Origin of the sequence: Sphingobium sp. B11D3A, from assembly GCF_025961695.1 — a bacterium.
Classification (GTDB): Bacteria; Pseudomonadota; Alphaproteobacteria; order Sphingomonadales; family Sphingomonadaceae; genus Sphingobium.
Genome location: NZ_JAOQOE010000001.1, coordinates 923584 through 938707, shown reverse-complemented (window position 1 = coordinate 938707; position 15124 = coordinate 923584). Strand labels below are relative to the sequence as shown.

Annotated in this window: 15 protein-coding genes; 2 read left to right on the top strand and 13 right to left on the bottom strand. The window is 62.9% G+C overall.

Going from position 1 to position 15124, the window contains the following annotated elements; genetic code table 11:
• Window positions 1-66 precede the first annotated feature (66 nt).
• Window positions 67-1293, top strand: coding sequence for a glycosyltransferase family 4 protein (locus M2332_RS04490; protein WP_264573130.1), 1227 nt, complete (start codon window positions 67-69; stop codon window positions 1291-1293).
• Here M2332_RS04490 and M2332_RS04485 read toward each other — a convergent pair.
• The 13 genes from M2332_RS04485 to rpiB all read right to left on the bottom strand — a co-directional run bounded on the left by M2332_RS04485 (window position 1284) and on the right by rpiB (window position 14768).
• A complete protein-coding gene (locus tag M2332_RS04485) occupies window positions 1284-2534 on the bottom strand; it encodes a capsule biosynthesis protein (protein WP_264573129.1) in 1251 nt (416 codons plus the stop codon). The genes M2332_RS04490 and M2332_RS04485 overlap by 10 nt on opposite strands.
• Window positions 2531-4054 (bottom strand): hypothetical protein, encoded by a 1524-nt coding sequence (locus M2332_RS04480; protein ID WP_264573128.1) that lies wholly within the window; start codon window positions 4052-4054, stop codon window positions 2531-2533. The genes M2332_RS04485 and M2332_RS04480 overlap by 4 nt, the downstream gene beginning before the upstream one ends.
• Window positions 4051-4941, bottom strand: a complete 891-nt coding sequence (locus M2332_RS04475) for an alpha/beta hydrolase (protein ID WP_264573127.1) — start codon at window positions 4939-4941, stop codon at window positions 4051-4053. The genes M2332_RS04480 and M2332_RS04475 overlap by 4 nt, the downstream gene beginning before the upstream one ends.
• A 9-nt stretch (window positions 4942-4950) precedes the next feature.
• Window positions 4951-5775, bottom strand: coding sequence for a 3-deoxy-manno-octulosonate cytidylyltransferase (locus M2332_RS04470; protein ID WP_264573126.1), 825 nt, complete (start codon window positions 5773-5775; stop codon window positions 4951-4953).
• A 102-nt stretch (window positions 5776-5877) separates the two neighbouring features.
• Window positions 5878-6762 carry a KpsF/GutQ family sugar-phosphate isomerase gene (locus M2332_RS04465; RefSeq protein ID WP_319799386.1) on the bottom strand — a complete coding sequence of 295 codons (885 nt, stop codon included), beginning with the start codon at window positions 6760-6762 and terminating at the stop codon, window positions 5878-5880.
• A gap of 270 nt (window positions 6763-7032) precedes the next feature.
• Window positions 7033-8766, bottom strand: coding sequence for a M28 family metallopeptidase (locus M2332_RS04460; RefSeq protein WP_264573124.1), 1734 nt, complete (start codon window positions 8764-8766; stop codon window positions 7033-7035).
• 143 nt (window positions 8767-8909) lie between these two features.
• Window positions 8910-9524, bottom strand: coding sequence for a 30S ribosomal protein S4 (gene rpsD, locus M2332_RS04455; protein WP_181560017.1), 615 nt, complete (start codon window positions 9522-9524; stop codon window positions 8910-8912).
• Between the two features lie 164 nt (window positions 9525-9688).
• Entirely contained in the window at window positions 9689-10867 is a 1179-nt protein-coding gene (locus M2332_RS04450; RefSeq protein ID WP_264573123.1) for an acyltransferase family protein, read from the bottom strand.
• Between the two features lie 151 nt (window positions 10868-11018).
• Window positions 11019-12170: a TrmJ/YjtD family RNA methyltransferase gene (locus M2332_RS04445; protein ID WP_264573122.1), complete on the bottom strand. Its 1152-nt coding sequence runs from the start codon at window positions 12168-12170 to the stop codon at window positions 11019-11021.
• A 77-nt stretch (window positions 12171-12247) separates the two neighbouring features.
• Window positions 12248-12709: a transcriptional regulator NrdR gene (gene nrdR / locus M2332_RS04440; RefSeq protein WP_181560014.1), complete on the bottom strand. Its 462-nt coding sequence runs from the start codon at window positions 12707-12709 to the stop codon at window positions 12248-12250.
• A complete protein-coding gene (locus tag M2332_RS04435; RefSeq protein WP_264570690.1) occupies window positions 12710-12916 on the bottom strand; it encodes a hypothetical protein in 207 nt (68 codons plus the stop codon).
• Window positions 12917-12932: 16 nt separating this feature from the next.
• Window positions 12933-14252, bottom strand: a complete 1320-nt coding sequence (glyA, locus tag M2332_RS04430) for a serine hydroxymethyltransferase (protein WP_264570689.1) — start codon at window positions 14250-14252, stop codon at window positions 12933-12935.
• A gap of 63 nt (window positions 14253-14315) precedes the next feature.
• On the bottom strand, window positions 14316-14768 hold the full coding sequence (gene rpiB / locus M2332_RS04425) for a ribose 5-phosphate isomerase B (protein WP_264573121.1): 453 nt from the start codon (window positions 14766-14768) through the stop codon (window positions 14316-14318).
• Window positions 14769-14892: 124 nt separating this feature from the next.
• Here rpiB and M2332_RS04420 point away from each other — a divergent pair, with 124 nt between their 5' ends.
• The gene (locus tag M2332_RS04420; protein ID WP_264573120.1) at window positions 14893-15096 is read left to right on the top strand and encodes a hypothetical protein; all 204 of its coding nucleotides are present in this window, start codon (window positions 14893-14895) and stop codon (window positions 15094-15096) included.
• The last annotated feature ends 28 nt before the right edge of the window (window positions 15097-15124 follow it).

Here is a 15124-nt window from a genome sequence, read left to right as displayed (position 1 = left end):
TTCTTTATTTGAAAGATGCAGGGAAAATAAATAGACGATAATCCTAATAAATTATCGTGAAATATAGTGGCGTTGAATATTTATATTAATTCTATGAAGTTAAAATCTATGCTTATAGATGTATCTCGTTTGATTTGGCGCATGAAAAGAGGTTTGTTGCCGACAGGTATTGATCGAACATGTCTTGCGTATATTTCTCATTATCGCGGTCGCGCCCATGCAGTCATTCAGTTCGGGAAGGTGACAGCGGTTTATCCCCTTGAATGTTCCCGAGAATTGTTCGAGGTCTTACTTTCATCCCATAAAGGTGGTGGTGGCCACCGATTGCCCTCCCTCGTTTGGCGGGGCGTGCGGGAGCTTTTGAGAGGTCGGGTGGGGCGGCGTGACCTCACGGGAGCCATTTATCTGAATGTCGGTCACACGGGCCTCGATAAGGTGAGCCATGAGGCTTGGGTTCAGAAATCGGGCGTGAGACCAATCTATTTTGTGCATGATCTCATTCCGATAACTCACCCCGAATATTGTCGTCCGAGAGAATTAGAGAAGCATCGTCACCGCATCACTGCGTTATTGCGCAATGGAACGGGCATCATCGGAAACAGCCGCGATACGCTTGATGAGTTGAAAATTTTTGCCAGTTACCAAGGATCGTTGGAAATGCCGCCGACGCTTCTGGCACCTTTAGGAGCGGATTTCTCTGATAGACAGCAAGCCCCGAGACCCGATACGACTTTGCCGGTGCGGCCCTATTTTGTTATGCTCGGCACGATTGAAGGACGGAAGAATCACCTCTTTATTCTTACGATCTGGGCAGAGATGGCTCGGCGTTTGGGGGCAGCGTGCCCGCAACTCGTTATCATTGGCCAGCGCGGCTGGGAAAGTGAGCAGGCGGTCGATATGTTGGAGCGCAGCGCGGCGCTGCGTGGGCATGTTATCGAGCTGTCACGCTGTGACGATGCGGAGCTCCAAGCCTATATGTGCGGGGCGCGAGCGCTGCTCTTTCCATCTTTCGTCGAAGGATATGGTCTTCCGCTCGTGGAAGCGCTGGCCAGCGGGACGCCGGTCATAGCCAGCAATCTTGGGGTCTTTCGTGAGCTTGCGGGCGACATTCCTGATTACCTCAGTCCAATCGATGGTCTGGGCTGGTCTCAGTTGATTGAAGATTTTGCGCAGCCCGACAGCATTCGACGTGCAGAACAGCTAAAGCGTCTTGCTGGATGGCAGCCGCCAACTTGGGCGGATCATTTTGCCAAGCTCGATCCCTGGTTGGAGGAGTTAGCTGCTCAGCCGTAAGTGGCAACGCTCGCAAGCTGCCACTGGCCGGTTCGACTGCTAACCAGCCGCTCTACGGAAGACTCCACCAATATACTCGTCGCCGTCTCGCTCGCCAGCCCGCCATAGACAAGGCAGCGATCGTGCAACACGCGTCGGAACGACTCGTAGACATTCGGATCAGGCGCTTGCGGCCGCATCCAGAAGTCGTCGAGCCGACCCTGGTGGGTGATTTGCGGTATGTTGTAGATCGCCTTGCCCAGCGCCATGGTGGGGACGCCAGCGGCGAGGGCCAGCGTGGCTGAGGTGCTGTTGATCGTCACCATGCCCAGGGTATCCGCAGTCAGTTCCTCAAGGACGCCCCCAGCAATGTGCAAAATGCGATCTTCGATGCCGGCCTTGCGGGCCTGGCTCATGATATGACTGCGCCAGCTCATGAAGCTGCAATCGAGCGGATGCTCCTTGATGAGCAGGCGGACATGCTTGGGCGCGCGGCGAGCGAAGCTGTAAAGCACGTAATCCAGCGCTTCCTTCATGTCCGCGAACGGCGAATGCTCGCGAATTTGGAAGTCGGTGGAGAGTTGCAACGGGAAGAGGAAATAGGGCGCCTCAGGCAGACGCGCGAGGGTCTCCTCGGCGCGGCGAGCATCTGCCTTTTCCCGCGCGAATTTATAGAGCCAGCCAAAGCCCTCCATCATCAGGGACCCGGTCCGGTGCGACTGGTAGAAAGGATAGAGCGGCCGCCCGAACCAGGTGCGTGAGTAATAGCGCCAGGCATCGCGCGCGCGGCGGTTGAAGCTGGCGGTGATGACCGGGCGCTGCGGCAATGGGGGCAGGCTGCGCGCCGCTTGCAGATACCATTCCGGGTCTCGCGGTAGCGAGCTGTTGCCGTTCACTCCGCTCGGCTCCAGGGTCAGCCAGTCCGGACGAATGTAACCTTCTTCAAAGACATGCACGTCGATCTTGCGAAGCTGTGCCATGCGATGGGCCGCCATGTGCAGAGGGCGGCAATCGCCGAACAGAATGATGTCGGTGATGGCATTGTCGCTCAGGAAGCGATCAATGAACAAGGTCCACCGCTTGCGGCTTCCGCGATAATTGGTGGCCTCGCCGGGCCAATCGGCGAGATCGCCGCCATTCAGATTGATGCGGAAAATACCGCATTCGAGAGTGCGAAGTCGTTCGGCCAATTGCCAGAAGAAGGGCCCCGGCGGCCCCTGCAGGAACAGGAAGTTCCGATGCGCTATGGGCTGGAATTTCATCTGTTTCCCAACATGTGCGCGATGGCCCGTCTAGCCAAACCAACCAACTTTCTGAGCGGGACTAGCGCAACATTTTGACGCTGAACACCAGAAATGAGACGCATGACAAGTATTTCTGCCGTGCATGGCAAATTGGTTACGGGGTCCAGATAGCGCGGATATTGAATAAGCACATAGGCTGTTAACGCATCTAGCGTTAAGGCCTTGTTTCGACGCGGCAGGGATGGGCCGAGATCATTGGTGAGCCCCCAGCCTGCAAAGAAGGGCATGCCGTGCGTCGTCACCGGTGTCCCGTGCAACAGCGCTTCGAACCCGGCGAGAGAAGTGATGACATGCACCTCGTCCGCCATGGCGATCAACGCGCTGATCGGACTGTTGGGGTTGATTTCGTTCGCCAGATCCAACGCGATATTCGTCGGAATGGCGCCGCGCCGATGGCCCGCTTCAACATCGGGATGCGGTCGATAGACGATCCACGCATCCGGTACGCCTGCGCGGACCCGGCGGAGCAGTTCAAGGTTGGACTGGACCGCCCCGCCGCCGAACTGGACGGACCGGTCATCCTCGACCTGACCGACCACGAGGAGATGACGCTTCTGCCCGCCCCGGCGGGGCAGAGTGGCTGCGCGGCCGATGCCATATTTGCTGACGCCCTCGCGCACCAACCATTCGCGCAGACGGCGCGCGCGGGCAAGCATGTCGGGGGAGGGTGTGCCTTGCGCCAGCATCTCCTCCAGCCGGTTTGGACGGGTGGGGTCGTAGTGGACGCCCAGATCATCGACGATGATGGAAAGCGGCGGGACGCAGTCCGCGCCGAGTCCGGCCGAGCGGATGAAGCCATCCTCCACTTCCATGACTGGCCAGGGACCCGCCTCGATCTCCGCCAGCAGGGCAGGGGGAATGCGCGCCTTCCACACGGCAATGGCATCGCTGGGCGTGAGATCGCCCAGGGCGGCGGGATTGGAAGGACGGAACGGGACGGCGCCGCCGGCCCAGAGCAAGGGGTCCACCGTATCCCGCTTCCAGTGCGCGAAGCCGAATGCGGCGGCGATCGGGCGGTTGGCGTCGATCAAGCGCCGCCAGCTCGCCAGCGTTTCGATCAAATCGAGTGCGCTGGTTGGCTGGCCGGTGAACGGGTCTGTGTAGGCGACGTTCTGCACCAGATGCCGCCCGACCAAAGCGGCGATGATGGCCTCAGTCTCGGGGGCGCCGGGCGCGCGGTCGGACAGCGCAGCGAATGCGCCTTCACCGTTAAGGCAAACGCGCTTGCCTGCGATAGCGCTGAGCAGCATCAGCGGATCGTCGGCGGACCCTGTCACGCTTTCTTGTGCGATTGTCCAAGGATCGTCCGGCGCCCAGAACGGACCACCGACGCGATATTGTCGCAGGGCCGCGAGGATTTGCTCCGCGGTTGCCGAGCGGACATGGCTCTCGCCCCCCGCAGCGCTGAGGACGACCGGATAGGGTTTGCCGCCGGGAAAAGGAGGAACAGCGAGGATCGTCTGTGCGGCGAGCGTCATGGGCGATGCACTTTCTCCAGCCAGCCCGTCGGCGGCTTGGGCACGGCGGCGTGGGGATCGGCACGCATCGCTTCGATTACGCGGTTCAGCCAGGGCGACAGGAGGGCCATGTCGGGATTATGACGGGAGGCCACCCCTGTGACCAGACTGGAGGGGCCGGAATAAGCCGCAAACAGCGTATCGGCGCTGGTCTTCGGAACGAGGCGGTCGAGATCGCCTTGGACGAACAGGACCGGGACCTCGATCGCCTTCAATGCCTCCCGATTGTCCCATCGATCCGGAATGAAGGCACGGCTGATCTTTGGCGCGGCGGCGGCAATGCGAACGAAAACGCTCATCGCGATCACGCCAGCGATATCCGGTTCTCTCGCTGCGGCATGAAGCGCCACGGAAGAGCCCAGCGAATGGCCGATCAACCAAATACGCGCTCCGGGCCCGGCCAAGTCTCTCGCTTTTGCGATGAACGCGCTCGCATCGATCAGCAGGCCGTCCTCACTCGGTCGACCCGGATTGGTTCCAAAGCCGCGGTAAGACGCAGCCAGAACCGCATTGCCTGCCCCGGCCAGATGCTGGGCAGCATTCGCATTCATTTCGGCATTCCAGTTGCGGCCGTGGAACATGACGAAGATGTCGGGGTCGCCCGGCGTCCCCGGCCAGTAATAGCCGGTGAGTGCGAGATGATCCGTCGTGGTGACGCTGATGGTCCGGGGTGGCGCGCCGTCCCATTGGGTCACGCCGGCTTTGTTATGGGGAGAATAGAGGACGTCACGTGATAGAGACGCACAGCCCGGCGTCATCCCCAGCAACGCCAACAGCACCATGGTCTGCCGTGCGTGCCGGCCCATGCTATGGTACGGCTTGCCCGGACGATCCTGTGTCTCGCGCACGATCCTCACCTAGGGCAAGGCGCGCGCGCTGAGAATCCCTTCGACCAGCGGAACGTCGCTGGGGTTGTTCACCTCTACGATGGGATAGCCTTGTTCCTCAAGCGTGACGACCGAGACCGGTATGCCCGCGACGAGGAAGCGCAACTGTTCGAGGCCCTCGACTGCCTCCAGCATCGTCGGCCCCAGCGCGACATAGCGCTCCAGCGCGGCGCGGCGATAGGCGTAGAGGCCAAGATGGAGCAGGACGGGCATGTCTTCGTCCGGCATGCGGCCGTCCGGCAGATAGGGGAGGATGCGCTTGGAAAAGTACAGCGCTTCGGAACGGTCGTTGACCACGACGGTGGTGCCGCCGACCCGGCCTTGCGCGGCATCCTCGGCAAGGTGGCGATAGGTTTCGGCTGAGCAACGCACCGCGACGGTCGCGACCTGCGCCTCCGAATTGGCGTTCATATGGTCGATCAGGGCAGTGACGAAAGCCGGCGGGGTGAGCAGCGCATCGCCCTGGAAGTTGACGAGGAGTTGCGCATTGGGCAGCGCGTCGAGGCAGGCCGCCACCCGCTCGGTGCCATTGCCGCAGCTTTCCGGCGTCATCAGCCACTGGCCGCCAAAGCCATCGACTTCGTCGGTGATCCGCCTGTCGTCCGTCGCGACGACGACAGCTGCGTCTCGCGAGACGGCAAGCGCGCCGTCATGGCTCCACCCGATGAGCGTCTTCGTGATGCCATCAGGGCCCATGATGGGCGCCAGCGGTTTGCCGGGATAACGGCTGGATCCATAGCGTGTCGGGATAATGATGACGGTCCCGGCGTCAGCCAGGGCAGGGCGCTCACTCATGCGGCTCCCCGTCGTCTAATCTCGGGCCGAATGCAAGCCGGGTTCCATCAGCCTCGCGGTCAATCTGGGCGTGACGTTGACCGGCGATCATGGCGCACCCGCTCAGGGCGCGAGATCGTGAATATGCGCGATGCCCACGGGCTTTGCGCGGTCATCCTGCGCCGTGACGAACAGCACCGTGATCTTGGCATCGTTCATGAGGGTGAGAACTTCTTCCACCAGCGTGCCCACGGGCACAGTGATGGGGGCGCTGGTCATGATATCGGCCGCACGGGCGGTAAGCACATGGTCGAAGGCGCGGCGCAAATCGCCATCGGTAATGATGCCGACCAACGAGCCATCATCGGACACGACGCCCGCCACGCCCTTGCCGCCGCTTGTCATCTCGAAAACCACGTCGCGCATCGGCGCGTCCCAGCGGACCAGGGGAAGCGGGTCGTTGACGTTAATCACTTCTTCGATCGGCGCGAGGCGCGAGCCGATGTCTCCGCCGGGATGCCATTGGGCAATATCGGTGCGCGTGAGGCCGCGACGTTCCATGGCAGCCATGGCCAGCGCGTCGCCAAGCGCCAACATCATCGTGGTGGAGGTCGTCGGCGCAATCCGCACGGGACAGGCCTCTGGTGCGTCGGGCAGTTGCAGGACGATATCGGCTGCGACGCCCAGCGGCGAATGACGCCGCGAGACAATACCGATCACCTGTACGCCCCGCCGCCCGGCATAAGTGAGCAGCGGGCGCAATTCCGGCGAAAAGCCGCTGTTGGAGAGAATGATCAGCACATCGCCCTGACTCAGCATCCCCAGGTCGCCATGGGCTGCTTCCCCGGCGTGAAGAAAGAAGGAGGATGTACCGGTCGCAGCAAAGGTTGCTGCAATCTTGCGGGCAATATGCCCGGACTTACCGACGCCTGCGACGACGACACGGCCGGGCGTATTCAGGATGACGTTGACGGCATCCGAAAAGGACTGATCGAGCGACGCAGCCAAGGCTGCGAGACCAGCGGCCTCTTGCGTGATAACGGACAGGCCCGCCTCGAGCGTTCTTTCATGGTCTACCCGGGAAGGGTGAAAGGAACGCGGGTTAACAGTAGCCATGTCGACGGAATTTCCCTGATTTGCGCCTTGGGCTAGCTTTGGCTGCGCTTTCGCGCAACTCATTTTTGCACCGCAACAACTCATCGCTTGCTCAGAACAACTGGCCTTAACAAATCGATGATTTAAAGTTTTAACACCAAGGCTCTTAATAACCTGTTCCGTCTACTTTGGCGCATTCGCACCGTTTCGACTCTGGTCGCGAATCGTCCGGAATTCTGCGGTTGAGAACCAGTTGGGCCACACGTCGCTCTGCGCCAGTTCGCGGCCGATGCGATAATGAAGCTGGAGATCGCTTGCCGCGCCGGCCCAATTCCAGCGGGGATCATATTCGTCCTGCGGCTTGTGATAGCGGTGGACCGTGTAATCTTCGGCCGCGGCCTGGCCGGCCGTCACGCCGCCATCCACCAGGTCCTCGCCGCTCTCGGCATACAGCATGGGCACGCCCTGCTTTGCGAAGCTGAAATGGTCCGAGCGGTAGAAGCTGCCTTTTTCCGGCGCCGGCTCGGGCTTGATGACGCGGCCGGCATCCTTGACGGCGCGTTCGAGGAACAGCTCCAGCTGGGATTTGCCGCCGCCGATGACCACCACATCGCGGGTCGGCCCCGCCATGTTCAGCGCATCCATGTTGATGCCACCTACCGTCCGCGCGAGCGGGAAGACGGGGTTCTCGGCATAATAAGCCGAGCCGAGCAGGCCGGCTTCCTCCGCCGTCACGGCGAGAAAGACCAGCGTGCGCGCAGTTGGTCCGGCGTCACGGTGAGCCTTGGCCAGCGCAATCAGCGCGGCCGTGCCCGTCGCGTTATCGACCGCGCCATTGCAGATGTCGTCGCCATCGATCGGTTCGCACCGGCCCAGATGATCCCAGTGCGCGGTGTAGAGCACATAATCGTCAGGCCGGCTGGTGCCGGGGAGGATGCCGATCACGTTGCGCGAGCGTTGGCGGCGGACCGTGTTGTTGATGGTGATGCTGGCCTTGAGGTCACCCAGGGGCACCGCCCGGAAGCCCGAGCGCTTGGCCGCCGCGCTGAGCGCGACGAAATCCTTGCCGGCCGCAGCGAAGACGCGTTTGGCAGCATCGAGCGTCAACCAGCCGGCCGCGGCCGACTGATCCATATGATCGCCCGGCACATCGATGTTGAGCTGCGGCCCGGTCCAGGAGGAGACGACCACGTCCCATGGATAAGCGGCCGGGAATGTCTCGTGAACGATCAGCGCGGCAGCGGCGCCTTGCCGCGCGGCTTCCTCATATTTGTAGGTCCAGCGGCCATAATAGGTCATGGCGCGACCCTCGAAGGGACCGTCGAGACCTTCCATCTCGTAATCGGGATCGTTGACGAGGATGACCACCGTCTTGCCGCGCACATCAACGCCGGCATAATCGTTCCAGCCCCGTTCGGGCGCGTTGATGCCGTAGCCGACGAACACCATGTCGCTGGCCGCGACCGTGCTCGTCGGCACCACCCGATAGGTGCCCGCGACCATATCCGTTTTGTAGGCGAGGTTGATGGCGGTTTTTGCCCCGGCGATCCGCAAGGTCATGTCCGGCGAGGGTGTCAGTTCGACCAGCGGCACGTCCTGTGTCCAGCTTCCCTTGTTGCCCGGTTTCAGGCCAGCCTTGCGCATCTGGGCGATGAGATAGGAGACGGTCTCTTCCTCGCCGACAGTCCCGGGCGCGCGCCCTTCGAAAGCGTCCGAGGACAGGGTGCGCGTGGCGCTTTTGAGCAGGTTGATGTCGATCAGGCGGCCGGGTTGCGGAGCCGGAAGGATGAAGTCGGATGTCGGCGTCTGGGCGATCGGCGCGGGCGCTGTCGTCGCACTGCTCTGCACAACGTCTCGGGAATGACATCCTGCCAAGGCAATGAGCGGTAAGGCGAACAGGGCAAGAACGGGGCGCATGACAGAGCTTTCAAATTGTTAGCCCTCCTCATGGCATCGCCTCCGGGTGCGTTCAAGCGGCAGGGCGCCGGTTCAGAATAATGAAAAAAGGCGGCCCGTTGCCGGACCGCCTTTTTTTGAAATCTGCCTGAGAGGCCGATCGATCAGCGCGAGTAGAACTCGACGACCAGGTTCGGCTCCATCTTCACCGGATAGGGCACCTCGTCCAGCGTGGGGACGCGGGTATAGGTGATCTTGGTGGCGCCATCGGGGGCGAGATAGTCGGGGATGTCGCGCTCGGGCAGGCTCTGCGCCTCGAGAACGAGCGCCATTTCCTGCGCCTTCTTGCCGAGCGTGATCTCGTCGCCCGGCTTCACCAGACGCGAGGCGATGTTGCACTTCACGCCGTTCACATAGATGTGGCCGTGCGAGACGATCTGGCGAGCCGAGAAGATCGTCGGCGCAAACTTGGCGCGGTAGACAACCGCGTCCAGACGACGCTCGAGCAGACCGATGAGGTTCTGGCTGGTGTCGCCCTTCATGCGGCTGGCTTCGATGTAGCTCTTCTTGAACTGCTTCTCTGTCACGTCGCCATAATAGCCCTTGAGCTTCTGCTTGGCGCGCAGCTGGATGCCGTAGTCGGACATCTTGCCCTTGCGGCGCTGGCCGTGCTGACCGGGGCCATATTCACGCTTGTTGACCGGGCTCTTGGGGCGACCCCAGATGTTCTCGCCCATGCGACGGTCGAGCTTGTACTTGGCGCTTGTGCGCTTCGTCATGATGACTTTCCTTCAATTGCGAACAACGTCTGCCGCGCCCTGAAAGGGTTTGGCGTCGATCCCGGTCTTTCGCCTGACACTCATTTTCAGAGGCAGGGCCGCCGCTGCACCGGGGTGCGGGGCCGATTGCGAAGGCGCGCCTATGGCGGGCGAGGGGCGGAAAGTCAAGGTGCCGTCGCGGTGGCGGTCTTTCGCGCGGGGGCTGTGGACAGGCGCGGAAGCTCCGGCCCCACGCCGTCATACAGCAGGCGTAGGGTAGGAGAGGCCTGGACGATGCGCCAGCAGCCCCAACTGAGTGCCATGGTGAGCGCGGTGATCACGCCCGCCTTCACCACCACCGGCATCGGGATGTGCTGGCCGAGGACGACGAGACCGGCCGTGATCGGCAGATGGACGAGATAAATCACGAAGGCCCCGCTTACCAGCGCCTGCACCGCCGGGCTTGGCCTGTCCGCAAGCCGCTTGGTGGCGGCAATGAGGGCTTGCGTAATGGTGATCGCCGCAATGGTGCCGATGAACCGCTCGGTCATTGGATGCACGTCTCGCCCGATCTGGAGGTAGAGCAGGGTGGCGGCGAGGGCGGTGAGCGCAAGCAACGCGGAAGGCTTGTGCAGCGCTGCCCGGAACTCGGGGGCGCGGCAGACCAGCCAGCCGAGCGCGAACCACGGCGCGAACTGGATCAACTGGTCGATCCGCAGGATTTGCTGGGGCAGGTTGGTGGCAAAACCCCAGGCATAGAAGAGCTCGATCGCGTAAGCCTGCCAGGCGCCGATCACGACGCCGAGGCCGATCACGACCGCTGCCATATGCCGGCCCAGCCAGTCATCGATACGCGCGGGAAGCACAGCCTGCCCCGCGCGCGGTGCGAGATGGCAGAGCAGGGCGGCCGCACCGCAAAGATAAAGCAGCACGATGATGAACCACAAATGCCGTACCCAATATCCGCCGGATTGCAGGCTGTTCTTCTCCAGCGAGCCCAAGGCGCCCCAGAGGCTGAAATTGGAGAGTTCGCAGAACAGGTTAAGCAGCGGATTGAGGGTGAGCAGCGCCGCGATGAAGGGCAGGCCGAGGCGGATCAGGCGGTTCTTCATCCACGCACCGGGCGCGCGGCGCATCAGCAGCAGCGCGGCGAAATAACCAGCGATCACGAAGAAGGCGGGCATTCTGAACAGGTGGATGATGCCGGCGATCCATGTGAAGATGAGATCACCTTCGCCCGCATTGACGATCCACACGTCATTGGCGCGGTAGGCCATGGCGACATGATAGGGAATGCCGAGCAGCATGAGCAGGGCGCGCATGGCGTCCCAATGATGTTCACGACCCGAAACGTCTGTTCTCATTCTTCTTCCTGACGCGCACCAGCCTTGAACAAGAAAGCGCTCGGGCACCAGAGCGGTGGCACGGCTGGCCGCGATGGCAGGGAGGTTCGTCGGTTTTGACCCGCAAGATGGCGGCAATGGGCCTGTCGCGCGGTGTCAGCGTCGCTGATTGTCAGCGCGGGCGCGGATTGGCGAGCGCGGAAAGAACGCCGCGCAGCGTCCGCACCTCCAGGCTGTTCCAGCCGGGCTTGGTGAGCACGCCGCGCAGGGTGCGCCGTGTCGCCGGGGCGCGATCTGGCGGGTAGAAATAGCCGGCTTGCTCCAGCATGCCATCGAGCTGGGCGATCATGCCCTCCAGCTCTTCCTGCGGGGCGGGGGGCAGCAGGTCGGTGTGGGTGGGCTGGCTGAGCGCCGCCTGCTTGGACCACTCATAAGCGCACAGGATGACGGCCTGCGCGAGGTTGAGCGAGCCGAACTCCGGGTTGATCGGCACCGTGAGGATAGCCCGGGCAAGCGCCACATCGTCGGTTTCCAGCCCGGAACGCTCCGGGCCGAAGACGATGGCACTGCGCCCTTGCGCAAGGTGGATATCCCGCGCGGCTTCTTCCGGCGTCACGACAGGCTTGGTCACGCCGCGCTTGCGCACGGTGGTGGCATAGACATGCGGACAGTCCGCCACGGCATCGGCCAGCGTCTCGAACACCCGCGCGTTGGCCAGAACCTCGTCCGCGCCCGCGGCTGCGGGGCCTGCCGCCGGATTGGGCCAACCATCGCGCGGCGTGACCAGCCGCATCTCGGTCAGCCCGAAATTGAGCATCGCCCGCGCCGCCTTGCCGATGTTCTCACCGAGTTGAGGGCGGACGAGGACGATGACGGGGCGTGGAGTGTCATGCCCTTGCACTTGCTCACTTTCCTCCGTTCGCCCTGAGCGAAGTCGAAGGGCCGAACTGAGCGCAGGCGAGGCAGTAGCGCTGACGGAAGGAAATGCGGCTGTTTCTTCCCCGTTCGTCCTGAGTTGCTGCTGAGCCTGTCGAAGCGGCGTATCGAAGGACTTGCGCGCCGCTTCCTTGAGGGCCGCAAAATCTCCCGCGATCAGCGCTTCCTTCTTCTTGCGTGACCAGCCCTTGATCTGTTGCTCCGCACTCAATGCTTCCTCGCGCGTTCCGAACGATTCCGACCACGAAAGAGCGACTGGCAAGCGCGTTGCTGTGTAGCCGGGAATTGATCCAGACTCATGTTGGGCAATGCGCAGGTCCAGATTGTCCGTATGCCCGGCATAATAGCTGCCATCGGCGCACTTCAGCAGATAGGTGTAGAAGCTCATGGCAAGGCCCTTCGATACGCCACTTCGACAGGCTCAGTGACTACTCAGGGCGAACGGGGTGAGGGCGACGTGGTGCCTCACTCCCGGCCGACCTCACGGATCGACCCTGCAAAGGACTCAAAATCCTTCGCCTCGGTAAAATCGCGATAGACGCTGGCGAAGCGGATATACGCGACGCTGTCCAGGCCCTTGAGGCCTTCCATCGCCAGTTCGCCGATGCGGGCGGCCGGGACTTCCGTCTCGCCGCTGGTTTCGAGCTGGCGCTGGATGCCGGAGACCAGCCGCTCGATGCGCACCGTGTCGATCGCCCGCTTGCGGCAGGCGATTTCGATGGAGCGCGCGAGCTTGTCCCGGTCGAAGGGCTCGCTGGTGCCGTTCGATTTCGCGACGGCGATGTCGCGTAGCTGGATGCGCTCGAACGTGGTGAAGCGCGCGCCGCAGCCTTCGCACTGGCGGCGGCGGCGGATCGCGGCGCCGTCCTCGGTGGGGCGGCTGTCCTTCACCTGGCTGTCTTCATGGGCGCAATAAGGACAGCGCATTTAGCGGCGAATCCTCTGCCAGAAGGCGATACCGGCGCCGGCCACAAGGCCGAGCGGCAGCGAGACCACCGGCAGGACCAGCCCGGCCACCGCGCCAATCGCGGCACCTGTCAGCACTGGCTTGGTGGAGGGATGGGCAAGCCCCTGCTTGGCCATGCCGGTGGCTTCCGCCTTGGCGCGCTGGGCGAGATCGTCGGGCTTGCTCATCGGTCGCTGTCCTTGCTCAGTAGATCGGGAAGGCGGCGGTGAGGGCCTTCACCTTCTCACGCACATGCGCCTCGATCTGGCCGTCGCCTTCATCGCCATTGCGACGCAGGCCCTCGACGACTTCGGCGATCCAGCCGCCGATCTGGCGGAACTCGGCCTCGCGGAACCCGCGCGTCGTGCCCGCCGGCGTGCCGAGGCGCAGGCCGGAGGTGACGAACGGGCTCGCCGTGTCGAACGGCACGCTGTTCTTGTTGCAGGTGATGTAGGCGCGATCCAGCGCCTTCTCGGCCGCCTTGCCAGTCGTGTTGCGCGAGCGCAGGTCGATCAGCATCAGGTGATTATCTGTGCCGCCCGATACCACCGCCACGCCAGCGTCGGCGAGACTGGCCGCCAGTGCCTTGGCATTGGCGACGATCTGGTGGGCATAAGCCTTGAACTCGGGCTGCAGCGCCTCGGCAAAGGCGACGGCCTTGGCGGCGATGACATGCACCAGCGGGCCACCCTGCAGACCGGGGAAGACCGCCGAGTTGAACTTCTTGGCCAGCGCCTCGTCATTGGTGAGGATGATGCCTGAGCGGGGGCCACGCAGCGACTTGTGCGTGGTCGTTGTCACGACATGGGCGTGCGGGAAGGGCGAGGGATGCGCGCCACCCGCGACGAGGCCGGAGAAGTGCGACATGTCGACCAACAGATAGGCGCCCACTTCATCGGCAATAGCGCGGAAAGCCGCGAAGTCCCACACGCGCGGATAGGCCGTGGCGCCCGCGATGATCAGCTTGGGCTTGTGCTCGCGGGCCTTGGCGATCACCTCGTCCATATCGAGCAGCTGGTCTTCCTTGCGCACGCCGTAGGACACGCAGTTGAACCACTTGCCGGACATGTTGACCGGCGACCCATGGGTAAGGTGGCCACCCGCGGACAGATCGAGGCCCATGAAGGTGTCGCCCGGCTGCAGCAGCGCCAGGAACACTGCCTGGTTCATCTGGCTGCCGCTATTGGGCTGCACGTTGGCGAAGTCGCACCCGAAGAGCTTCTTGGCGCGCTCGATGGCGAGGTTCTCCACCACGTCGGCCCACTCGCAGCCACCATAATAGCGCTTGCCGGGATAGCCCTCGGCATATTTGTTGGTGAACACGCTGCCGGTCGCTTCCAGCACCGCCTTGCTGACGATGTTCTCGGAGGCGATCAGCTCGATCTTGTCCTGCTGGCGCTTGAGCTCGCCCTGAATGGCGGCGAACACCTCCGGATCGGCGTCCGCAAGGCCGGTCGAGAAAAAGCCCTGAGCGCGGATGGCGGGCTGGTTGTCGAGATCGGCAGCGGCTGGCGAGGCAGTCATGAGCGGATGTTCCTTGTTATCAGACGTCTGTGTTCAATTATGTTCAACGGATAGGGCGCGGCATCACGCCGTCGTGGCGAGCGCCGGCGGATTGCCGAGCTTATCGACGCGACGGGCGTGGCGATCGCCGCCGAATTCGGTGGTGAGGAAAGCGGTGAGGCAGGCCTTGGCCATTTCCGGGCCGATCAGGCGGGCGCCCATCGCGATCACGTTCGCATCATTATGCTCGCGCGAGAGCTGGGCGGAGAGCGGCTCGCTCACCAGCGCGCAGCGGCAGGCCGGATCGCGATTGACTGCAATGGAAATGCCGATGCCCGATCCGCACAGCGCCACGCCGCGCTCTGCGCGACCGGTCGCGATCTCTGCGGCCAGCTTGTAGCCATAATCGGGATAGTCGACGCTCTCGCCCGCGGCGGGGCCAAGATCGTTCACATCATGACCCTGCTCGCGCAACCAATCGGCCAGCGCGGCCTTGAGGTCGGTTGCGGCATGGTCGGAAGCGATGGCGATACGCATGGCAGAAGGTCCCCGGCCAAACTCTGAATCTGAACGAGTCGGCTTCGCGCCGCTATCTAGTATCCACGGGCCCAGAATGCCACCGTGGATTGCGTGGCCGCGCGGCTGGCGCTATCGGGCGGCCATGAGCGGGACCATTCTCTCCATCCTCATGCTCGCCGGCATCGCGCTGGGCGTGGGCGGCATCTACATGATCGGCTGGCGGCACGATGCCAAGCGCGGCTGGCTGATGATCGTCGCGGCGATGGTCATGTTCATGAATGTGACGATCTGGACGATCCCGGTGGCGGAGCCGGGTGCGGCGGGCCTGGCGAACGCCGCTGAGTAAGCGCTGCCTGAAGTCCAAAGCTGACTGG